This window comes from Maritimibacter alexandrii, assembly GCF_005871115.1.
Taxonomy (GTDB): domain Bacteria; phylum Pseudomonadota; class Alphaproteobacteria; order Rhodobacterales; family Rhodobacteraceae; genus Maritimibacter; species Maritimibacter alkaliphilus.
On record NZ_SWKQ01000009.1, the window covers coordinates 710334 to 731190 of the forward strand.

Annotated in this window: 24 protein-coding genes and 1 pseudogene; 17 read left to right on the forward strand and 8 right to left on the reverse strand. The window is 63.7% G+C overall.

The features are described 5' to 3' along the window. The first annotated feature begins 5 nt into the window (after nucleotides 1-5). The 4 genes from lepB (at nucleotide 6) to FCT00_RS04380 (ending at nucleotide 2961) form a co-directional block, all read left to right on the forward strand. A complete protein-coding gene (gene lepB, locus FCT00_RS04365; protein ID WP_138421987.1) occupies nucleotides 6-785 on the forward strand; it encodes a signal peptidase I in 780 nt (259 codons plus the stop codon). Further along, the gene (rnc, locus tag FCT00_RS04370) at nucleotides 782-1462 is read left to right on the forward strand and encodes a ribonuclease III (protein ID WP_138421988.1); all 681 of its coding nucleotides are present in this window, start codon (nucleotides 782-784) and stop codon (nucleotides 1460-1462) included. Before lepB ends, rnc begins: the two co-directional genes overlap by 4 nt. Before the next feature lie 154 nt (nucleotides 1463-1616). Then, a complete protein-coding gene (locus tag FCT00_RS04375) occupies nucleotides 1617-2489 on the forward strand; it encodes a DMT family transporter (RefSeq protein WP_138421989.1) in 873 nt (290 codons plus the stop codon). Between the two features lie 46 nt (nucleotides 2490-2535). Then, the gene (locus FCT00_RS04380; RefSeq protein WP_138421990.1) at nucleotides 2536-2961 is read left to right on the forward strand and encodes a group III truncated hemoglobin; all 426 of its coding nucleotides are present in this window, start codon (nucleotides 2536-2538) and stop codon (nucleotides 2959-2961) included. Here the strand turns inward: FCT00_RS04380 and FCT00_RS04385 are convergent. Continuing rightward, nucleotides 2958-3251, reverse strand: a complete 294-nt coding sequence (locus tag FCT00_RS04385; RefSeq protein WP_138421991.1) for a DUF6958 family protein — start codon at nucleotides 3249-3251, stop codon at nucleotides 2958-2960. The two genes, FCT00_RS04380 and FCT00_RS04385, sit on opposite strands and share 4 nt — an antisense overlap. Further along, nucleotides 3248-3757: a GFA family protein gene (locus tag FCT00_RS04390; RefSeq protein ID WP_138421992.1), complete on the reverse strand. Its 510-nt coding sequence runs from the start codon at nucleotides 3755-3757 to the stop codon at nucleotides 3248-3250. The genes FCT00_RS04385 and FCT00_RS04390 overlap by 4 nt, the downstream gene beginning before the upstream one ends. A gap of 156 nt (nucleotides 3758-3913) precedes the next feature. On the opposite strand from FCT00_RS04390, the gene era reads away from it, so the two are divergent. Together era and FCT00_RS04400 are read left to right on the forward strand one after the other, a co-directional pair. After that, the gene (era, locus tag FCT00_RS04395; RefSeq protein ID WP_138421993.1) at nucleotides 3914-4822 is read left to right on the forward strand and encodes a GTPase Era; all 909 of its coding nucleotides are present in this window, start codon (nucleotides 3914-3916) and stop codon (nucleotides 4820-4822) included. Beyond that, nucleotides 4819-5148: a DUF1491 family protein gene (locus FCT00_RS04400; protein WP_138421994.1), complete on the forward strand. Its 330-nt coding sequence runs from the start codon at nucleotides 4819-4821 to the stop codon at nucleotides 5146-5148. The genes era and FCT00_RS04400 overlap by 4 nt, the downstream gene beginning before the upstream one ends. A 6-nt stretch (nucleotides 5149-5154) precedes the next feature. Here FCT00_RS04400 and FCT00_RS04405 read toward each other — a convergent pair whose 3' ends face one another. Together FCT00_RS04405 and FCT00_RS04410 are read right to left on the reverse strand one after the other, a co-directional pair. Continuing rightward, the gene (locus tag FCT00_RS04405) at nucleotides 5155-5571 is read right to left on the reverse strand and encodes a hypothetical protein (protein ID WP_138421995.1); all 417 of its coding nucleotides are present in this window, start codon (nucleotides 5569-5571) and stop codon (nucleotides 5155-5157) included. Between the two features lie 200 nt (nucleotides 5572-5771). Further along, the gene (locus tag FCT00_RS04410; protein ID WP_138421996.1) at nucleotides 5772-7220 is read right to left on the reverse strand and encodes an aldehyde dehydrogenase family protein; all 1449 of its coding nucleotides are present in this window, start codon (nucleotides 7218-7220) and stop codon (nucleotides 5772-5774) included. A gap of 208 nt (nucleotides 7221-7428) precedes the next feature. On the opposite strand from FCT00_RS04410, the gene FCT00_RS04415 reads away from it, so the two are divergent. From FCT00_RS04415 to FCT00_RS21660, 5 genes and pseudogenes are all read left to right on the forward strand, one after another. After that, on the forward strand, nucleotides 7429-8082 hold the full coding sequence (locus tag FCT00_RS04415; RefSeq protein ID WP_138421997.1) for a peroxiredoxin: 654 nt from the start codon (nucleotides 7429-7431) through the stop codon (nucleotides 8080-8082). Nucleotides 8083-8316: 234 nt separating this feature from the next. Then, complete coding sequence (locus FCT00_RS04420; RefSeq protein WP_138421998.1) at nucleotides 8317-8796, forward strand: GNAT family N-acetyltransferase; 480 nt, start codon at nucleotides 8317-8319, stop codon at nucleotides 8794-8796. A 47-nt stretch (nucleotides 8797-8843) separates the two neighbouring features. Further along, nucleotides 8844-9950, forward strand: coding sequence for a THUMP domain-containing class I SAM-dependent RNA methyltransferase (locus FCT00_RS04425; protein ID WP_138421999.1), 1107 nt, complete (start codon nucleotides 8844-8846; stop codon nucleotides 9948-9950). Between the two features lie 102 nt (nucleotides 9951-10052). Next, the gene (gene dapB, locus FCT00_RS04430; protein ID WP_138422000.1) at nucleotides 10053-10826 is read left to right on the forward strand and encodes a 4-hydroxy-tetrahydrodipicolinate reductase; all 774 of its coding nucleotides are present in this window, start codon (nucleotides 10053-10055) and stop codon (nucleotides 10824-10826) included. Between the two features lie 111 nt (nucleotides 10827-10937). Beyond that, nucleotides 10938-11024: pseudogene (locus FCT00_RS21660) on the forward strand (chemotaxis protein MotB); the annotation flags it as partial. A 238-nt stretch (nucleotides 11025-11262) separates the two neighbouring features. On the opposite strand, the gene FCT00_RS04440 reads toward FCT00_RS21660, so the two are convergent. Further along, nucleotides 11263-11616: a flagellar protein FlgN gene (locus FCT00_RS04440; RefSeq protein ID WP_138422001.1), complete on the reverse strand. Its 354-nt coding sequence runs from the start codon at nucleotides 11614-11616 to the stop codon at nucleotides 11263-11265. After that, on the reverse strand, nucleotides 11603-11896 hold the full coding sequence (locus FCT00_RS04445) for a rod-binding protein (RefSeq protein ID WP_138422002.1): 294 nt from the start codon (nucleotides 11894-11896) through the stop codon (nucleotides 11603-11605). The genes FCT00_RS04440 and FCT00_RS04445 overlap by 14 nt, the downstream gene beginning before the upstream one ends. 116 nt (nucleotides 11897-12012) lie before the next feature. On the opposite strand from FCT00_RS04445, the gene FCT00_RS04450 reads away from it, so the two are divergent. The 5 genes from FCT00_RS04450 to rlmN all read left to right on the forward strand — a co-directional run bounded on the left by FCT00_RS04450 (nucleotide 12013) and on the right by rlmN (nucleotide 17235). Then, nucleotides 12013-13533, forward strand: coding sequence for a flagellar hook-length control protein FliK (locus FCT00_RS04450; protein WP_138422003.1), 1521 nt, complete (start codon nucleotides 12013-12015; stop codon nucleotides 13531-13533). Nucleotides 13534-13552: 19 nt separating this feature from the next. After that, nucleotides 13553-14236: a flagellar hook capping FlgD N-terminal domain-containing protein gene (locus tag FCT00_RS04455; protein ID WP_138422559.1), complete on the forward strand. Its 684-nt coding sequence runs from the start codon at nucleotides 13553-13555 to the stop codon at nucleotides 14234-14236. Nucleotides 14237-14296: 60 nt separating this feature from the next. Then, entirely contained in the window at nucleotides 14297-15175 is an 879-nt protein-coding gene (gene serB, locus FCT00_RS04460) for a phosphoserine phosphatase SerB (protein WP_138422004.1), read from the forward strand. 239 nt (nucleotides 15176-15414) lie between these two features. Then, on the forward strand, nucleotides 15415-15939 hold the full coding sequence (locus FCT00_RS04465) for an invasion associated locus B family protein (RefSeq protein ID WP_008333454.1): 525 nt from the start codon (nucleotides 15415-15417) through the stop codon (nucleotides 15937-15939). Nucleotides 15940-16050: 111 nt separating this feature from the next. Continuing rightward, nucleotides 16051-17235, forward strand: a complete 1185-nt coding sequence (gene rlmN, locus FCT00_RS04470) for a 23S rRNA (adenine(2503)-C(2))-methyltransferase RlmN (protein ID WP_138422005.1) — start codon at nucleotides 16051-16053, stop codon at nucleotides 17233-17235. Between the two features lie 155 nt (nucleotides 17236-17390). Here rlmN and FCT00_RS04475 read toward each other — a convergent pair whose 3' ends face one another. Further along, nucleotides 17391-18398, reverse strand: a complete 1008-nt coding sequence (locus FCT00_RS04475) for a hypothetical protein (protein WP_138422560.1) — start codon at nucleotides 18396-18398, stop codon at nucleotides 17391-17393. 40 nt (nucleotides 18399-18438) lie between these two features. Continuing rightward, entirely contained in the window at nucleotides 18439-18909 is a 471-nt protein-coding gene (gene greA / locus FCT00_RS04480) for a transcription elongation factor GreA (RefSeq protein WP_008333447.1), read from the reverse strand. A 224-nt stretch (nucleotides 18910-19133) separates the two neighbouring features. Between greA and FCT00_RS04485 the strand changes: the two genes are divergently transcribed. Next, on the forward strand, nucleotides 19134-20786 hold the full coding sequence (locus FCT00_RS04485; RefSeq protein WP_138422006.1) for an electron transfer flavoprotein-ubiquinone oxidoreductase: 1653 nt from the start codon (nucleotides 19134-19136) through the stop codon (nucleotides 20784-20786). Nucleotides 20787-20857: the final 71 nt, after the last annotated feature.

Consider the following 20857-nt stretch of genomic DNA (forward strand, 5'->3'; position numbering starts at 1 on the left):
GGCAGATGGCGAAAGAGAAAAAAGACGGGATCATGGAAACCGTCAAAACGGTTTTCTGGGCGCTTCTGATCGCGGGCATCTTCCGTTCGGTGTTCTTCCAGCCGTTCTGGATTCCGACCGGCTCGATGAAGGACACGCTGCTGATCGGCGATTTCCTGTTCGTCAACAAGATGGCCTACGGCTATTCCCAATACTCCTGCCCCTTCGCCATGTGTCCGATCTCGGGCCGCATCCTCGGGTCCGAACCCGAACGGGGCGATGTCGTGGTGTTCCGCCACCCCACGCTCAACACCGATTACGTGAAACGTCTGATCGGCAAACCGGGCGACAAGATCCAGGTGCAGGACGGTGTGCTTTCGATCAACGGCGAAGAGGCGACGCAAGTCCCGGACGGCACCTTCGTCGAGACCTATCGTTCGCAGGGCCGCTTCGGCACCTTCCCGCTGTGTTCCAACGGCCCGGTCGGTCAGGGCGGCGAATGCATCAAAGAGAAATACATCGAGACGCTGCCCAACGGCGTATCCCACTCGATCCTGAACGTGGGCGACGGACGGCTCGATTCGACCAACGTGTTCACGGTGCCCGAAGGCCACTATTTCTTCATGGGCGACAACCGCGACAACTCGACCGACAGCCGGGTGAGCCAGCGCGCCAACGGTGTGGGCTTCGTGTCGGAAGAATACCTGCTGGGCCGCGTGGACCGCGTGATCTTCTCGGCCTCGGGCAAGCGCCTGCTTTATTTCTGGACATGGCGCGGCGACCGGTTCTTCAAGAAGATCGAATGAAACTGTCGGCGGATCTGAAGGGCTTTGCCAACCGGATCGGGCACGACTTCAAGCGCCCCGAACTTCTGATCCGGGCGCTCACACACGGCTCGATCTCGTCGGATACGAGGCCCGACAATCAACGTCTGGAGTTCCTGGGCGACCGGGTGCTCGGCCTCGTCATGGCCGAAGCCATGCTCGCCGCCGACAAGGAGGCGAGCGAGGGCCAGCTTGCCCCAAGGTTCAACGCGCTGGTGCGCAAGGAAGCCTGCGCCGACGTCGCGCGACAGGTCGATCTGGGGGCCGTCCTGAAACTCGGGCGGTCCGAGCAGATGTCGGGGGGCCGCCGCAAACAGGCCCTGCTGGGCGACGCGATGGAAGCGGTGATCGCTGCGGTCTACCTCGATGCGGGTTTCGAAGCCGCGCGCGAGATGATCGTGCGGTTGTGGGGCGACCGCATCGGCGCGGTCGAAGAGGACGCGCGCGACGCCAAGACCGCGCTTCAGGAATGGGCGCAGGCGCGCAAGATGCAGCCCCCGACCTATGTCGAGATCGCCCGCGATGGGCCCGACCACGCGCCGGAATTCACGATCGAAGCGCAACTCGAAAACGGTGAAGCCGCCCGCGCAAAGGCGAATTCCAAACGGGCGGCCGAACAGGATGCCGCGCGGGCGCTTCTGGAACGGCTCGGCGCATAACCGCAGGCCGGTTCACGCATTTCGTCGTGTCGAAAACCTGTTGGCGTGCTCGAAGCCGGCAGGTCTGGTATCGGTCTCGGGCTTTCGCTAGGTGGAAGGCAGGAACAGCGGAGAGCATGATCTTGACCTCGACCTTTCACATGGTGGCGCAGGCATGAGCCCGAATGCACGTGGTGCGCTGTTCATGGTCTTGTCCATGTGTGCCTTCGCGGGCGAGGACGCCTTTCTGAAGTTCGCCTTTCAGGACGTGCCGCGCGGCATGGCGTTTACCCTCTTCGGCCTCATCGCCATGACGATCTGCGCGCTCCTGTCACTGCGCGCGGGCGAGGCGGTCTTTCCGAAGAGTTTCCTGTCACGCGGGCTCCTTATCCGGTCGGGCATCGAACTGATCGGGCGGCTGTTCTACACGCTGTCCATCGCCTTCGTGTCTCTCTCCCTGACCTCCGTGATCCTTCAGGCCACACCGCTTGTCGTGACGCTCGGCGCGGCACTCCTGTTCGCCGAAAAGGTGGGGCCGCGTCGGTGGATTGCGATGCTGATCGGGTTCGCGGGCGTCATCCTGATTCTGCGCCCGACACCCGAGATGTTCGATCCTCTGGTCATCTTTCCGGTGATCGGGATGCTGGGCTTCGCGGGCCGCGACCTCGCCACCCGTGCCAGCCCGCCCCATGTTTCGGGCCGTCAATTGGGCACGCTCGGATTCATCGTCGTGACCGTCGCGGGCCTCGTCATATGGGCCTTCGATCCGCGCCTGCCTCAGGGGGCGAGCGCCGCCGCGTGGGGGGCCATCGTCGTGGCCGCCCTGTTCGGGACCGTGGCCTATAACGCGCTGACCACCGCGATGCGGTCGGGCGAGATCGGCGTCGTCGCGCCCTTCCGCTATTCCCGCCTTCTGGTCGCGCTGGTGATCGCCTATCTGGCTTTCGGCGAACGCCCCGACGCCATCACCCTTCTGGGCGGTGCGCTGATCGTGGCCACGGGGCTATACACCCTGCTCAGGACCGGACGCCGCGCACAGGCCGTGTGACATCGCGCCCCATGACGCTCGTGCGAAACGGGTTCATAACGTCGACATGACGACAGAAACCGCACAAGACATGACCGCCGAGGACATCGACCTCCTCATGGCTGCGTTTTACGCCCGCGTGCGCCGGCATGACGTCCTCGGTCCGATTTTCGCGCGGGCGATTGCACCGGAGGACGGGCCGGTCTGGCGGGCGCATGAGGCGAAGATCGCCGGGTTCTGGCGCGCGGCGTTCCAGATCGACCACAGCTTTCGCGGCAGCCCGATGCAAGCGCATGTCACGAATGGCGAGGTACGGCCGGAGCACTTTCCGATGTGGCTCGAGACGTTCCATGCCGCGGCCCGCGACGTGCTGACACCCGAAAAGGCCGAGCGGTTTTCGGCGCTGGCGGATCGGATCGGCCAAGGGCTGCGATGGGGGCTTGAAGGTGTTCTGGACCGGCAGAATGACCCCGGCCCGCCCAAATTGCGTTAGACCTTGTAAAGCCGCACAGGCGGTTTCTCCGCGCGCTTGATCTCGCCCTTGAACTCAAGGTCGAGTTGCACGCATTTCAGCCACCAACCGGATTTCGCGCCGCCGGGGAACAGGGTCTGGTCCAGATGCGGTTTCAGCGCATCCTGTGCCTCGGCGACTTTCATACCGGGCGCCTCGGATGGCAGCACCTTCAGCAAGGCCTGCTTCATGTCCTCGTACTTTGTCCGATCCACCCGCGTGATGTGATCCGGTGAATTGATATTGCGGACTTCGATCTTGTCATCGCTCATCCCGTGGCCTCCCTCGCCCAGTCGATCTTGGGTGTGCGGAACCCCATCGCGACCCACGCCCCCATGAGTTTCAGCATGAACCCCGGCGTATGCCGCTTGGGGTTCGGCACATCGTTCGGCAGAACGATACCCTCCGGCAGGTCTTTCGTCATGGTTCGGCAATCGAGTGCGCCGCGGTCCTGCGCGGACAGCCGCGCGGCATAGACACTAAGCCAATGGCCTTTCTCGAATTCCAGATACATCGGCGCGCCGCAACAGGTCGCGACGACCCGGCGCGTCGCGCTTTCGGGCGTCAGCCGTCGGGCTTCGAGCGCGCCGTCGCCAGACGCAAGACGCACGCGATCCTTGCGCACCATGACGTAAGGCGTGGTGTAATGCTCGGTCAGCACGCCGCCAAAGGCCTGCCCCGCAGTCTGGCATGAGGTGCAGCCGCATTCCGCGACGATGATCGGCTTGCCGGTGATCTCGATCCGCACCCGTCCACAGGTGCAGGTGGCGTCGGGCATGAGCTCCTCCTGATTCCTAATCCCCACCATACCGATTTGGCTGCAATTTGCAGGCCCGTGTTCCCGCGCCATGCGAACGCGGCCCGGCGCACGCCCGCGCGCCTTGCCGCTCACGCCCCCTAGCGCGAGGCAAAGAAAGGGGCTATGGCCCCTGCCATGACCACACGTGCCGGATTTGTCGCCCTTATCGGCGAGCCCAACGCGGGCAAATCGACCCTGACGAACCACCTCGTCGGGGCGAAGGTGTCCATCGTGACCCACAAGGTCCAGACCACGCGCGCGCGCATTCGCGGTGTCGCGCTGGAGGGGGATAGCCAGATCGTGCTCGTCGACACGCCTGGCCTGTTCAAACCGCGCAGGCGGCTGGACCGTGCGATGGTCGCCGCCGCTTGGGGCGGGGCCGCCGACGCAGATGTCATCGTCCTGCTGATCGAGGCGCATCGCGGTGTCACCAAGGGCGTCGAGACAATCCTCGACCATCTGCCAGAGGTGGCGCGCAAACGCCCCGTCGCGCTGGCGATCAACAAGATCGACAAGGTGTCGTCCGATGTTCTTCTCGGCCTGACGCAGGACATGAACGAGCGGTTTCCCTTCGTCGAAACCTTCATGATCTCGGCTGAAAAGGGATATGGCGTCGCGGACCTCAAGACCTGGCTCGCCGGCATGATGCCCGAAAGCCCATGGCTCTACCCCGAGGACCAGATCGCAGATCTGCCCATGCGGATGATCGCCGCCGAGATGACGCGCGAGAAGCTGACGCTGCGCCTGCATCAGGAACTGCCCTATCAGCTCACCGTCGAAACCGAGCATTGGGAAGAGCGTCCGGATGGCTCGGCCCGCGTCGATCAGATCGTCTACGTCGCCCGTGACGGGCACAAAGGCATCGTTCTCGGCAAGAAGGGCGAGACCATCAAGGCGGTCAGTCAGGCGGCACGCGCGGAACTTGAGGAATTCCTCGGCCGCAAGATTCACCTGTTCCTTCAGGTAAAAGTGCGCCCGAACTGGCTGGAAGAATCCGAACGCTATTCGGAAATGGGTCTGGACTTCAAAGACGGGAACGCATGAGCCGCCTTGCGACCGGCATCTGGGTTTCGGCATACCTCGCCCGGCTTCAGGCCGAAGGAATCTCCACCTATGTCGTCGCTAAGGGCGATGCGACCGCCGGGGCGGTGCTGGTCAAGCTCGCCACGATGGACGGTCAGGCGCAGGCGTTTCAACGCAGCGTCAACCTGATGACGGGCGAGCGCAAATGGATGGTTCTGGCCGAAGGCGACGAACGCGCCGTGGACGAGTCGATCGGCAAGCAGCGGTCGTTCGACCCGGACCTGTGGGTGATCGAGGTCGAGGATGCCCGCGGGCGTCACATGCTGGACGAACTGGGGTTGGACTGACGAGGATCAGGCGGCGTTCGCCAGGCGGGCGAAATCGGTGTCCGCGCAGCCGACGAGCGCGAGCGCCTCATGCTCCTCACGGGCGATATGGATGCGGATCTTGCTGGCGCGTTCGAGCACCTGATCGAGCAGTCTCGCCACGACGAACGGCTTTTCCGAGTTGACGAGGATCACACTGCGCACCGGCTGGTCGAACTGGCGCAGGTTCCGCATAACCTTCATCACACCGCTGACGATTTCCGGGAACGAGGCCTCGACGCCGTTCAGCTGCCGGGCATCCGTCAGCATGGCGAAATGGGGATCGAAGTCCGGCATCCTGATGTAGTCGAGGAACGCCTGCTTGCCGACCTGCGGGTTCAGAACACCGCTGAAGTGGAACACCGCAATGCGGCGATCCGGGTGAATTCTGATCGAGTAACTCAACGCGCGGCTCCCTGGCTGCGTTGGATGACTGTTCGTAAATTGTACTAAAGATATAGGAGCGGTCTTTTCAGGGGGCAACGCCCGGGCCTGATCCTGGCCATTCGCCTCGTCGCAAAGACACGCATGGACGCGAAACGCCGCAATTTTGATCGGCGGGGCCCAACCGAATGGCTGGACCCTGCCCTTCCTTCACACCGGCGTCACTCGGCGGCGTCGACGGCCCAGCCGCCGATCGCCTTGACCTCGGTGAAATCCTCGATGCCCCAGACGCCGCCTTCGCGACCGTTGCCCGACTGCTTCATGCCGCCGAACGGCGCACCGGCCCCGCGCGGCTGCCCGTTCATTTCGACCATGCCGGACCGAAGTTTGAGCGCGACGCGGTTCGCCTTGGCCCCGTCCTGCGTCTGGACGTAGTTGGTCAGGCCGTAGACCGTATCGTTCGCGATGTTCACGGCCTCCTCTTCGGTGTCGAACGGGATCATGGTCAGGACCGGGCCGAAGATTTCCTCACGCGCGATGGTCATGTCGTTGGTCACGTCGGCAAACACCGTCGGCTTGACGAAGAACCCGCGGTTCATGCCGTCGGGGCGACCCAAGCCGCCAGCGACGAGCCGGGCGCCTTCGTCGATCCCGGTCTGGATCAGACCCTGAATCTTGTTCCACTGGGCTTCGTTCACGACTGGGCCGATATGACGGCCTTCCTCATGCGCGTCGCCCACCGCGACCTTGTCCGCCGCAGCTGCCGCCGTTTCGACCGCCTGATCGTAGATTTCGCGCTGGACCAGCATCCGCGAGGGCGCGTTACAGCTTTGCCCGGTGTTGTTCATCATGTGCATGACACCGCGCTTCACCGCCTTCTCGTCCGCGTCGGCGAAAACGATGTTCGCGCCTTTGCCGCCGAGTTCCAGATGCACCTTTTTGAGCGACTTGGCGGCATTCTGCGAGATCGCGATGCCTGCGCGCGTCGACCCGGTGAAGCTGACCATATCCACGTCCGGGTGGCCCGTAAGCGCGTCGCCGGTGACAGCGCCGTCGCCGTTCACGAGGTTGAAGACGCCCTTTGGGAACCCGGCGTCATGCATGCATTCGGCAAAGATCATCGCGTCCAGCGGGCTTTCTTCGGACGGTTTCAGAACCATCGTGCAGCCCGCGATGGCCGCTGCGATCACCTTGAGGCTGATCTGGTTCATCGGCCAGTTCCACGGCGTGATGAGGGCGCAGACCCCGACGGCTTCATGCACGATCATCGTATTTGGCGCGTGATCGCCAAGCGGCTTGATCCAATCGAAGGACTTGGCCGCCTTCACGAACGCCTTGGTATGGGCATAGCCCGCGCCCCACTGGGAACTGCGCGCCAGATCGAGCGGCGCGCCCATTTCCATCGTGATGGCCTGCGCGACGTCTTCGGCCCGCGCCTTGTAGATTTCGAGGAACTTCTCGACGAGCGCGATGCGCTCTTCCACCGGCGTCATCATCCAGTCGGGGAAGGCCGCCTTGGCGGCGGCGACCGCCTTGTCGACATCTGCCGCGCTCGCGAGCGAAATGACCGCACAGGCCTCTTCCGTAGAGGGGTCGATCACTTCATGGTCGCGTGCTTCGGCCGGAGCGACCCATTCGCCGTTGATATAGAATTCGCGTTTCTCAAGCATGGAAACCTCCCATATTGCGCTTTGCGCGCACTCTGTCACCGGGGCGCAGGGGGCACAAGCCGGGGCCGCTCTGCCGCTACGTCATGGGGCCGGAACAGCCACCCATGAAACCGCTCGATTCAAGTCGGACATTCTGCCACAACCCCCTTCAAGCGAAACACGATCAGATTACGTTTGAGACAAGAGACGATTGGAAAAGGAGAGTTCCATGGGACTTCGCATCAACGATACCATCCCCGACATCACCGTGCCCACCGATCAGGGCGACATCAACCTGCATGAATGGGTCGATGGCAGCTATGCCATCCTGTTCTCGCACCCCAAGGATTTCACGCCCGTCTGCACCACCGAGTTCGGCGCGGTCGCCCAGCTTGCCGATGAGTGGGAAAAGCGCGGCGTGAAAGTTCTGGGTATCTCGGTCGACGGTGTCGAGGACCACAAGAAATGGAAGGGCGACATCGAAAGCTTCGCCGGGGCCGAGGCAGGTTTCCCGATCGTGGCGGACGAGGATCTGACGATGGCCAAGGCTTTCGACATGCTGCCCGCCGACGCCTATCTGCCGGATGGCCGCACGCCCGCCGACAGCGCCACCGTGCGCTCGGTCTTCATCGTCGGGCCTGACAAGAAGCTGCGCCTGACCATGACCTATCCGATGTCGGTGGGCCGCAACTTCGCCGAGGTTCTGCGGGCGCTTGACGCCGTGATGAAGACGGACGGTGCGCCGTTGGCGACCCCGGCCAACTGGACCCCGGGTCAGGACGTGATCGTGGCCCTGTCGGTGTCGGATGACGACGCCAAGGCCAAGTATGGCGACGTGGATATCAAGTTGCCCTACCTGCGCACGATCAAGGATCCCGCGTAAGCGCCGGGATGACGACAGGAAGAGCCCCGGCCAGAGCGCCGGGGCTTTTTCATTGCGCCGTGGGCTGCGCCCCCGTCGCGGCGGGGCCTCGCTTCGCTCGGCGGGCCAATGACCCATCGGGTAGGCGCTGATGGATGGTGCGGAGGGGGCTGTCTGCCCCCGCGCCCTGCGGGCGCCCCCCCGAAAGTATTTGGGAAACGAAGAAGCACAGGACCGATCCGAGAGGAGTCCGGAGTGGACATCGCATTTCGCAGACTGAGCGACATTCCGTTGGACGACATCACCGCTCATATGTCCGATCCGCGCGTGGCAGCGCACATGCCGCTTCTGTCCGGCGACTGGAGCGACAGGCAATCGGCTGAACTCGTTGCCGCCAAGGAGGAGACTTGGCGGCGCGACGGGCTTGGTCACTGGGCCTTCGTGGTGGACGGGGTCTATGCAGGCTGGGGCGGGTTCCAGAGAGAGGGCGAGGAGTGGGATTTCGGCCTCGTCCTGCGCCCGGACCGCTTCGGATTGGGCCCCCGAATCGCGCGCGCCTGTCTGGACGCGGCCGCACGCGACCCACGCATTCCCTTCGTGACCTTCCTGCTGCCGCCGAGCCGGAACCACATCGCCGCGCTGGCGCGTCTGGGGGCGCGGGAAGTGGACAGCGTCGAATACGGCGGTGCGGCATTTCGCAAGTTCCGGCTCGACACGCCGGAAACACGCGCCTGACGGTGCGCCGTATTCCCCTTGGCGGCGCGATGCCGTAATCCCATTCCATGACCGAACTGGATTTCTTCGCCGTCTGCCCGCCCGGGCTGGAGCCGCAGCTTGCCGCGGAATGCGCTGCCCTCGGCTTCAAGCGCGGCAAGCCGGAACCGGGGGGCGTGACCCTCAGGGGCGACTGGTCCGAAGTCTGGCGCGCAAATCTGGAGCTTCGCGGGGCGACCCGGATACTCGTCCGGCTCGGGAGTTTTCCGGCGTTCCATCTGGCCCAGCTCGACAAGCGGTCACGGAAATTTCCGTGGCGCGATACGCTGGAGCCGCATGTGCCGGTGAAGGTCGAGGTTGCGACCAACCGGAAGTCCAAGATCTATCACGCGGGCGCCGCTGCGGAACGTGTCGAAAAAGCCGTCTCCGCCGCGATGGATGCGCCGATCAGCCCGGAGGCCGAGGTCGCGATCAAGGTTCGGATCGATCGCGATCTGGTGACCATCAGCGTCGACACCTCGGGCGAGAGCCTGCACAAGCGCGGCCACAAGGTCGCGACCGGCAAGGCCCCGATCCGCGAGACGCTCGCCGCGCTCCTCTTGCGGGCCTGCGGATATGACGGACGCCAGACCGTCGTCGACCCGATGTGCGGCTCCGGCACGTTCCTTCTGGAGGCCGCCGAGATCGCAGCCGATCTTCAACCCGGACGGGATCGCGCCTTCGCGTTTCAGAGCCTCGCCACGTTCGACCCGGACGGGTTCGCGACGCTCGTGCGGGCAGGCTCGGGTCCGACGCCGATGCACCGCTTCTACGGCTACGACCGGGATCAGGGCGCCATCGAAGGCGCGCGCAGGAACGCCGAAGCGGCCGGGGTCGACCAGATCTGCACCTTCGGCTGCCAGCCGCTATCGGACCTGACGCCACCCGAGGGTGAGCCCGGACTGGTCATCGTGAACCCGCCTTACGGCACCCGCATCGGGAACAAGGGGCAACTCTACGCGCTCTACGGGACGCTCGGCCGGGTGCTCGCCGAACGGTTCCGGGGCTGGCGGGTCGGTATCGTCACCTCCGATCAGGCGCTGGCCCATGCCACTGGGTTCGACCTGACCTCGGGCCCGGTCATCGATAACGGCGGGATCAAGGTCAAACTCTATCAGGCCGACCTTTCGCGCTGATACGCGTGGCCCGTGGGGACCATGCCGGCCTGCGCGGCGACAGGGGTTGCGGCATACTGACCGACATCGCAGTCTCGCCCCCGAGCAAGATGGGAGAACCAAATGCAACGCATCTGCATGGCCGGCGCGACCGGCCTGAGCGGCGGAACCATCGCGGCGGCCTTTGCCGCAGACCCCCGCTTTGACCTGACCGCCTGCGTCGCGCGGTCCAGCGCGGGTGAGCAGGTGCATGGCGCCCCCTGTTTCGCCACGGTGGCCGAGGCACTGACAGAGGCCGAGTTCGACGTGCTCGTGGACTATACCCAAGCCGACGCCGTGTTCGCGCACACGATGCAGGCGATCGACGCCGGACGGCGCGTGGTGATCGGCACCTCCGGCCTCACTGCGGCGGACTACGCCAAGATCGACGAGGCGGCGCGCGCGGCCCGGCTCGGTGTCGTCGCGTCCGGCAATTTCGCCCTGACGGCCGCCCTGATGACCCGGTTTTCGTTGATGGCGGCGGAATACCTCGACTGGTTCGAGATCATCGACTACTCGCGCCCGAAAAAGACCGACGCCCCGACCGGCACGGCCCGCGAACTGGCCGAGCGCATGGGGGACATCAAGAAACCGGCCTTCGAGGTCGATCCCGCGACGATCAAGGGCGAGCCGGGGTTGCGCGGCGGCTCTGTCAACGGCGTTCAGGTCCATTCGATCCGGATGCCGAGCTACTCGGCGACCGTCACCAGCACCTTCGCGGCGGGTAATTCGCGTCTGACGATCACGCACGATGCCGATAGCCACTCGGCCGACATCCTCGTGCCGGGCACATTGTTGGCCGCGCAGAAGGTGATGGGGATCACCGGGCTGCTGCGGGGCTTGGACAACCTGCTCTGACACGGGCCGTTAACCCTGAAGCAAGAAATGCCCGTGCCGGGGCATCCGTAAACCGCAGCTTAACTGGCGAGACCTACACCTGACCTCGGGTGAATAGAGAGGTGTGGTGGGATGAGTGCGCAAGCCAATGCGCCCATCATCAAGAAGGTCAAAAAGGTCAGTGGCGAAGGACACCACGGTGGGGCGTGGAAGGTCGCCATTTTCAGTTCCTTCAGTCGTTCGGCGCAGATTTCACGCCGGGTTAGAGGTCCGCCCGCTCAGGGCAGGTTCCAGAGCCATTCTGACCTCTGCGGACGCCGGTCTCCGTTTCGGTTTCCGGTCCGCGCCACCCCCTCAGGATGCGCGAGCAACCTGAAGCCGGAGTGCTAAAAGAACAGTGAACGTGTGAAATGCGATTGCGTCGGATTTTAGGCGAAAGCGCGGAACTTGCTGGGCGTCAGGCCCGCTTGTTGAAGTCCGTCGGGCGATTTCCCATGCGTGCGCGGTGCCCTTCCCGATCGTATATCGAATGCTGCCCCCCCGCCGCGCGCAGCGCGATCAGCTTCTCCTGAACGGCCTTGAAACCCCGGGCCGACGCGGCCAGCAGTTCATTGTTCCGATCGGCTTTTTTTCTGAGGTTTTCGAGCCTTTCGCGCTTGAACCGATTACGCCCGATCCGCGACAGGAGACGCTCTTTCTCTGGCGCGAGATGCCGAACGCCCTCGATATCCCCTTTCAGGATCAGCGCCTTTTCACGGTCCAGCAAGGTATCCAGAGCGGCGAGGGTGCCAGATCCATCAAACAGCCCCATCGGCACGCTCCTTCATCGCTTCAAAGAGGGTTTCGGCCAGACCGATTCCCCCGGCATCGACCATCGCCCTCGCCTGTTCCAGACGTAGGAACGACGCGAATTGTTCCTCACCCGGACCACCGCCGAACGTCTCGGAAAGCTCGCCCAGTCCCGCCGATTTCAGCATTTCCGACAGAAATGTGGCCTCCAACTCCTTCGCGGCCTCGCGCAGTTTGTCGTCTGCGGAAACGGGCGCGGGCTGAAGAGGTGGTCGCGGTGAGACTGGCAAGACCGGGTTCATCGTCGGTTCCGTCGAATTGTGGGCATTTCGGCAAAGGATGACGGCAACCGGTAAAGATTCGGTAATTTCTGTGGGGGAGTATCGCGCCACTCGGAGACAGAATTCCCGGAGCGACGATGGACGTCACCAATATCGCCTTCATGGCGCCCAAACAGGGCCGCGCTGACCATGCGCCCGAAACCGGATCCCCGAAAGGCACCGCGTTCGACGACGCGTTTCAAGCCGCGCAAGGCCTCAAGGCCGGAGGTGAGGACACACGGCAGGGCCACGCCAAGACAGCTGAGGCAGAGCCGACGCTGGAAGAGAGTGAAGGCAGTTATGCAGCAGCGCCGGACATGGCGAGCACGACCGATGCGGACCGCACACCCGCCACGCCGCCGCATTTAGGGTTCGCGCTGGTTTCGGATCACGCGAGAATTCAAGGACTTGCTGCGACGCCCGAGCCGGACGACGCCACGGTGTCACTCATCCCGGCAGAGCCAATTCAAGCGACGCGGGCATTGTCTGGGCCTTCTGTGCATCTGGCGACCCAGGTCGACAACAAGGAATCGCCGGCCACCGTGCCCACCGGAAACGCTGTTTCCAAAACGTCGACGGCTTTGGGGGCGTCCGACCGCAGGCCGGCACCAGCATTGCTACGGGACACCTCCGCCCTCGTCGCGCCAAGCCCGGTCGTCGCCGAAAACGACGCTCAGGCCACGGTAAAGACAATCGCACTTCAGGCAGAACAGGAGGGGTTCGCGGCTGCGACATCTCCCGCCGCAACAACCCCGTCTTCCGTTCCGGGACATCGCACTGAGCTAACTACGAACCCGACGGGCGGAGCGACCGATGCTGAGAACGCCGCTGCGGATGCGTCGGAAAAGATCGCCGGGACCCCTCAGATGGGCGAGCCCAAAGCAACGCAAAGCGGCAGCCCAACGCAAGGTGTCTCGCCCACGCAACGCCCAGACCTGATTAGCCAAGACGCGACAGAAGGCGAGCGTGCGGAGATACCGTCAGACCCGATTGACCCCAAACGGACCGCGGAAGCCGCGCCCCCGGAGGCCCCGTCCACGCAACGCTCACCTACCGTTCAAACCACACCGCCTCCCGCCATGCCCGCGGTGGCCGAGACAGTGGGCGCCGCTGTCGACGTCACCTCCGACCCGATCATCGCGGAAGTCTCGGGGACTGAACAAATGCGTTCGGACACTGGGCGGAGCGCGGGGCCAGAACTACAGGTCTTCAACCGTCCGGAAACGCCACGCCTCGTCGCCCAGCAGGTGGCGGATGTGATCCGCGCCTCGCGTGACGGAACGCTCGAGGTCACCCTGCGGCCCGAAGAACTCGGTCGCCTCAGCCTGTCTTTCAACGGCGACGGCAACACGCTTTCGGTGGCTCTGTCTGCTGATCGCCCGGAAACACTCGATCTGATCAAACGCAATCTCGCGCTTCTCGAGCAGGACCTGCGCGATCTCGGCTACGACAGCCTGAACTTCGCCTTCGACGACGGCGGACGGCGGGATGGTCAATCCGACGAGTCACGCGATGCGGCAATGGCTGCCGGACAAGGCCCGGCACCCGAAGACACGCAGCCCCCGAGCGCCAACCTGTCGGCGCACGCCGCACGGGGCGGCGTCGACCTTCGTCTTTGACAGCTTGAAAGGACATAGAATGGAGCTTTCGCAGACCTCGACGACCGTCTCGTATGGTGCATCCGCCGCGTCCGGCGCTGCCTCTGAAGACCCCAAGTCCAACTCGGCCATCTCGTCGGACTTCGAGACGTTTCTGAAAATGCTTACGGTCCAGATGGAAAATCAGGACCCGCTCAATCCGATCGAAAGCTCGGACTACGCCGTGCAGCTGGCCACGTTCTCAGGCGTCGAGCAGCAGGTCCAGACCAACGATCTGCTCAAGGCATTGCAGACCCAGCTTGGCGTCATGTCCATGTCCGACTTGGCCGGATGGGTCGGGATGGAAGCACGGGCGGGCGTGTCGGCGCAGTTCGATATGGAGCCGATCACGGTGACACCGCACCCGCCGACCGGCGCGACGCAGACCTTCATGGTCGTCAAGAACGCGGCCGGCTCGATCGTGGACCGGATCGAGTTTTCGCCAAGCGACTCCTCGGTCCAGTGGGCCGGGCTCGACGACAACGGGTCGCTGTTCCCGCCCGGCGAATACAGCTTCACCCTGCAAAGCTACAACACGCGGGGTCTGATGTCGGAGGAGCCGATGTCGGTCTACTCCGAAGTCGTCGAAGCCAAGGTCGTTTCGGGCCAGACGATCCTGATCCTCGAAACCGGCGACGAAATCCCGGCGGCCGAGGTCGAGGCGCTGCGCCAGCCGCAAGGCTAGAACGGGCTGGCACATCGTGGCCTGCCACGGTAATCGGACCCCGATCAAACGGAGGCTCCGATGTTCACGACCACGCTTCTGACCGCGCCCGGAAAAGCCGCCCTCGACCTGTCGCTGGTCGAAGCCTTGCGGGGCGCGTGGGGCGGGGCCACCGCCCGCTGGCTCGCCCCTGACGAAGCGGCGGAATTCGACATGCCGTCGGTCCCCGATACGCGCTGGTCTTCGTGGGACGAACTTCAGGCGTTGGGGGTCGACCTGATCGTCCAGCCGACAGAAGGACGGCGCAAGAAAATGCTGCTCGCCGACATGGACAGCACCATGATCCAGCAGGAATGCATCGACGAACTGGCGGACGAAGCCGGTGTCGGACCACGCGTATCCGACATCACGGCCCGCGCCATGAACGGCGAGTTGGATTTCGAAGGCGCTCTGCGTGAGCGTGTCGGCCTTCTCAAGGATCTGCCCGCGACGGTCATTGACAAGGTTTTGGCCGAGCGCATCACCTTCATGCCCGGCGGCGCCGAGCTTGTCGCCACGATGCGCGCGAACGGAGGCTATGCCGCGCTCGTCTCCGGCGGTTTCACCGCGTTCACCGCCAAGGTCGCGGCGGAGCTGGGTTTTGACGAGAACCGCGCGAACACGCTCGACATTCGGGACGGGAAACTGACCGGTCAGGTGGTCGACCCGATCCTCGGACGGGCCGCCAAGGTCGCGGCCCTCGAAGAGATTTCGGCGCGCCTTGGGCTGGAACATGCCGATGTCATCGCCGTGGGCGACGGGGCCAACGACCTGGGGATGCTTGAGCTTGCCGGATCGGGGGTCGCCCTCCACGCCAAACCTTCGGTCGCCGCCCAATGCGACATCAGGGTGAATCACGGTGACCTCACCGCGCTGCTGTATTTGCAGGGCTACGCGAAGTCGGACTTCCGAAGGGCCTGATCCGGCCCGCCGGATCGGCGTCGCCAACGATTCGCAACCGGGCCGGTGCCGCACGCGGTTCACATCCCTGCCATCCTAAGGATAACGCGCGGTTTTCCGCCAACAGGTCTTTCAAAAACCGGCAAAAACCCGTTAAGGTAACGCCATTAGGTTGAAAAGGGTGCCCGCGCCGTGAAACACCCCAAAGAGGGATGGAGCAAAGGGCCCGAGAGGCAGAGCAGCTGGAGGCTGTGTTAGACATGACATCACGCATCGCACGGGGTCTGTGCATCGCCGCGCTGTCGCTGACTGCGACCGGCGCCGCCGTGGCACAGGAAAGCACGAACCGGGTCGCCGCCAACACCGACTGGAGCGTCTTCGTCGAAGGCGATCCGCAGGAGTGCTGGAGCGTGTCGAAACCCAAGCAGACGGTGAACACCAAGGATGGCCGGTCGGTCGCGGTGCGCCGGGGCGACATCCTGCTTTTCGTCTCCTACCGGTCCGGCAACGGCACTGGTGAGGTAAGCTTCACGGGGGGCTACCCCTTTGCCGATGGGTCGACCGTCACCCTGTCGATCGGCGAGACCGAGTTTCAGCTGTTCACGGATGGTGAATGGGCCTGGTCGGCCAGCCCCGAGGACGACACCAAGATCGTGAACGCGATGAAGGGTGGCGCCAACGCCGTTCTCGTCGGCAACTCGTCGCGCGGCACCCGGACCGAGGATACCTTCTCGCTCATGGGATTCACCGCCGCGGTCGAAGATGCGGGCAAACGCTGCGAATAACCCGGCGCAGAGCCAGAACAGACGCGCCCCGGCAGGATGTCCGGGGCGTTTTCTTTTGAATTCATGGTATGATCGCCTATATGAGGCGCAATTCCATCAGGAGCGCGACACATGACGGCCTCGGCCCCGATCACGCAAGACGTAATGACGATCCCCCGCAAGGAGGATGCGACTCTCGGCAAGCCCAACCTTGTCGGGCTGACCCGCGACGGGCTGCGCGACGCGCTGATCGCCGCAGGCACGCCGGAGAAACAGGCCAAGATGCGCGTGGGTCAGGTTTGGCAGTGGATCTACCAGAAGGGTGTGCGCGATTTCGCGGGCATGACCAACCTGTCGAAGGATTACCGCGCGCTTCTCGACCAGCACTTCGAAATCCGGGTGCCCGAACTGGTGTCGAAGCAGGTTTCGACCGATGGCACCCGCAAATACCTTGTCCGCATCGCAGGCGGGCACGAGGTCGAGGTGGTTTATATCCCCGAAGAGGATCGCGGCACGCTCTGCGTGTCGTCGCAGGTCGGTTGCACGCTGACCTGTTCGTTCTGCCACACCGGCACGCAAAAGCTGGTCCGCAATTTGACGGCTGGCGAAATCGTCGGTCAGATCATGATGGCGCGCGACGATCTTGAAGATTGGGTGCCGGCGGGCAAAGGCATGGGTGAACGCCCGCGCCTCGTGTCGAACATCGTGCTGATGGGCATGGGCGAACCGCTGTACAACTTCGACGCGGTGCGCGACGCGATGAAGATCGCGATGGATGGCGAAGGCATTTCCCTGTCGCGCCGCCGGATCACCCTGTCCACGTCAGGTGTCGTGCCCGAAATCGCGCGCGCAGGGGCCGAGATCGGCTGCATGCTCGCCATCAGCTTTCACGCCACGGATGACGAGACGCGCGACAAACTGGTGCCGATCAACAAGAAGTGGAACATCGAAAAGCTGCTCGCGGCGCTCAAGGAATATCCGAAGCTGTCCAACTCCGAGCGGATCACGTTTGAATACGTGATGCTCGACGGGGTGAACGACAGTGACGAGGATGCACGGCGGCTTATCAAGCTGATCGAGGGCATTCCGGCCAAGATCAACCTGATCCCCTTCAACGAATGGCCCGGCGCGCCCTACAAACGGTCGTCCAACAACCGCATCCGGGCCTTCGCGAACATCATCTATCAGGCGGGCTATGCCTCCCCCATCCGCACGCCGCGGGGGGAGGACATCATGGCGGCCTGCGGTCAGCTTAAGTCCGAGACCGAGCGGGCGCGAAAATCAAAAGCCGAGATCGCGCGGGAAGCCGGGCTCTAGTCCCGGTTTTTCGAATCTTCCTGAACTCGCGCTACGCGCCGAAGTCGCACAACCTATTGTTTAACAATAACCTTTTTCGAAGCGGCGCAGGCAGGATACTAGGATTCTAGTATCCTGAATCCGCCGGGGAACCACGCACAAGGCATCGCAATTCTTCAGGTAAACGTGCCGGTCACCCGCCCGAGCAACATGAAAGCGCGCGCTGTGCGGGTATCCGACAGCCGAGCGATGTCCTCATCCGTCGCGGTTTCCTCGAACTCCAGAAACACGTCGTCGAAACGGCGCAGGAAGTGATGTGCCGCGTCCCGAAACACCGGGTCGCTTTTCATCCGGCCTGCCGTGAGCGCCAAGGACGACCGATCCCGGATGCCCCCCAGCGCCGCCACTTCTCGGCCCCGATGCCCCTGCGCGAACCGGCGCCAGATTTCCGGGCGTGCGCGATCCGGGCGCAGGTCGTCCATGTAGATCCCGTCTTGGCTAAGCAGCGTGAGCACGTCTTGCGCCGCCGTCACGAGCCCTGCGACCTTTCTGTCCTTCAGCGCCCGCCGCAGGGCGGCAAACCCCGCTTCATCCTCGGCGTTCTCCGGGAAATGCAGCGCCTTTATCATGTCGTCCCGCTCAAGCGGCGGGGCCGTGTCGGCGGCCTGAGGCTCCAACGCGAGCGACGGTTGCTCTTCGACGACCGGCTGGGCCTGAGGCCGTGGGATTTCGGCCTCGGCCCGCACCAGATTGCGCGTCGTGGAGAAAGTGGTGAGCGCCTGTTCCGTCTGTTTCTGCGCCTGCTCGAGCCGCGCGATCTTGGCTTCGACCTCGGGGTTCCGCTCGGCGTGATGCGCGTGCGATTGGGTCAGGTAGCTGTGACGCATGGCGTCGATGGTCGACTGAAGCCGCACCGTCTCTTCGCGCATGATCCGGGCCGACCGCGCGGCGGAGGCGGCCAGCCAGATGACCGCCACGGGCAGAAACACGGCGAGCAGAGTCATGATGAAGCCACCGGCACCGCCCGCGGAAAAGTCGTTCCCCATCAACAGGAAATAGATCGCGGCGCCAACGAGCCAGAGGCAGCACAACGCCGCCGCCAGAAGTTCCGACGGCGCGATGCCACGCCTCGCCCGGCGTCCGAAGATGCCCATGCCCAGCGCCTCTTCGTTCTGCTGCGCCATCGCGCCCCCGGCAGGTTCCGTTACAGGGTCCGTCACAGGGTCAGATATACTCGATCTCGAGGATTTCGTAAGACTTCTCGCCACCCGGTGTGCGAACTTCCACCGAGTCGCCCTCTTCCTTGCCGATCAGGGCGCGGGCCAACGGCGACTTGATGTTCAGCTTGCCCTTTTCAAGATCGGCCTCGGGTTCGCCCACGATCTGATAGGTCTTTTCCTCGTCCGTATCCTCGTCCACGAGCTTGACCGTGGCCGAAAACTTGATCGCGCCCGACAGCTTGGCCGGGTCGATGACTTCCGCCAGACCGATGATGCTTTCCAGCTCTTTCACGCGGCCTTCGATGAAGCTCTGCTTCTCGCGCGCGGCGTGGTATTCGGCGTTTTCCGACAGGTCGCCATGTTCGCGCGCCTCGGAAATGGCGGCGATGACGGCGGGGCGCTCCACCGATTTCAGCTTCTTCAATTCGTCGTTCAGCGCGGTATAGCCCGCGCGGGTCAGCAAGATCTTTTCCATGAGTGCCTTGTCGTCGTCTTCTTCGGGTCTCACATGATGCACGACGGACAGCGCCGCCAGTGCCCAAAGGCTTGCTCAACACAAAAGCAATCGGGCTTGATTTGCAACGGCATAGTTGGAGCCGATGGGATGCCGCAACGCGGCGAATGACGCCGTGTCGCGATTGACCGGCCTTTGGCATACCGTTACCAAGGCGCAACTTTATTTCGTGGAGGGAGCCTTTTATGGCCGAAATCGAACGCGAAGCCATGGAAGTCGATGTGGTCATCGTCGGGGCCGGGCCTGCCGGCCTGTCCGCAGCCATTCGACTGAAACAGCTGGACGAGGACCTGATGGTCGTCGTGCTCGAAAAAGGCTCGGAAGTGGGCGCGCATATCCTGTCGGGGGCCGTTCTGGACCCGTCCGGTCTGGACGCGCTTATCCCGGACTGGAAGGAAAAGGGCGCGCCGCTGAACGTCCCGGTGAAGAAGGATAACTTCTACATCTTCGGCGAAGGCGGGCAGATGAAGATCCCGAACTTCCTGATGCCGCCCCTGATGAACAACCATGGCAACTACATCGTGTCGATGGGCAACGTCTGCCGCTGGATGGCGGAACAGGCCGAGGCGCTTGGTGTCGAGGTTTACCCCGGCATGGCCGCGTCCGAGCTGGTCTATGACGACAACGGCGCGGTCAAAGGCGTGGTCGCGGGCGAGTTCGGCAAAAACCCCGACGGCACACCCGGCGAAGGCTATGAGCCGGGGATGGAGCTGCTGGCGAAATACACCATCATCTCCGAAGGCGTGCGCGGGTCGCTCGCCAAGGAACTGATCGCCAAGTACGACCTCGCCAAGGACTTCGACGTGCCGAAATTCGGCATCGGGATGAAGGAAATCTGGGAGGTGAACCCCGAGAACCACAACGAGGGCGAAGTCACGCACTCGCTCGGCTGGCCGCTCGGGTTCAAGAACGGCGGTGGTTCGTTCCTGTATCACATCGACAACAATCAGGTTTACGTCGGCTATATCGTCGATCTGAACTACAAGAACCCCTACCTGTCGCCCTATCAGGAATTCCAACGCTTCAAGCACCATCCGCGTGTGAAGCAGGTGCTCGAAGGCGGCAAGCGCGTGGCCTATGGCGCGCGCGCCGTGACCAAGGGCGGGTTCCAGTCGATCCCCGACACCGCGTTCCCCGGTGGCGTGATCGCGGGCTGCTCGGCAGGCCTTGTGAACCTGCCGCGCATCAAGGGCAACCATAACGCGATGCATTCGGGCCGTCAGGCCGCCGAAGCCGCCTATGAAGCGATCAAGGCGGGCCGTTCCGGCGACACGCTGTCCGAATACGACGCCGCGCTGAAATCCGGCCCGGTGGGCAAAGACCTCAAGCGCGTGCGCAACGTCGCGCCGCTCAACGCCCGCTTCGGCCCTGCCGGCGGCATGGCGCTGGGTGGCTTCGACATGTGGTTCCAGACCCTCTTCGGTGGCTTCTCGCTGTTCGGCACGCTCAAGCATGGCAAGAACGATGCGCAGGCGACCGAGAAGGCCGACAAGCACAAGCCCATCGACTATCCCAAGCCCGATGGCGTGCTGTCCTTCGACCGGCTGACCAACGTATCGTTCTCGAACACGAACCACGAAGAAAGCCAGCCCTGCCACCTGAAACTGAAAGACCCGTCGATCCCGATCGACGTGAACCTGCCGCAGTTCGCGGAACCGGCGCAGCGGTATTGCCCGGCGGGTGTGTATGAAGTGGTCGAAGGCGACAACGGACCCAAGTTCCAGATCAACTTCCAGAACTGCGTCCACTGCAAGACCTGCGACATCAAGGATCCGTCCCAGAACATCAATTGGACGGTGCCTCAGGGCGGCGACGGGCCGAATTATCCCAATATGTAACCTTTGCGTGGGTGGGCGGCCATTTGCGGCCCACCCGCATTGAACCCGCTCGGGCGCGACGTTAGGTTTCT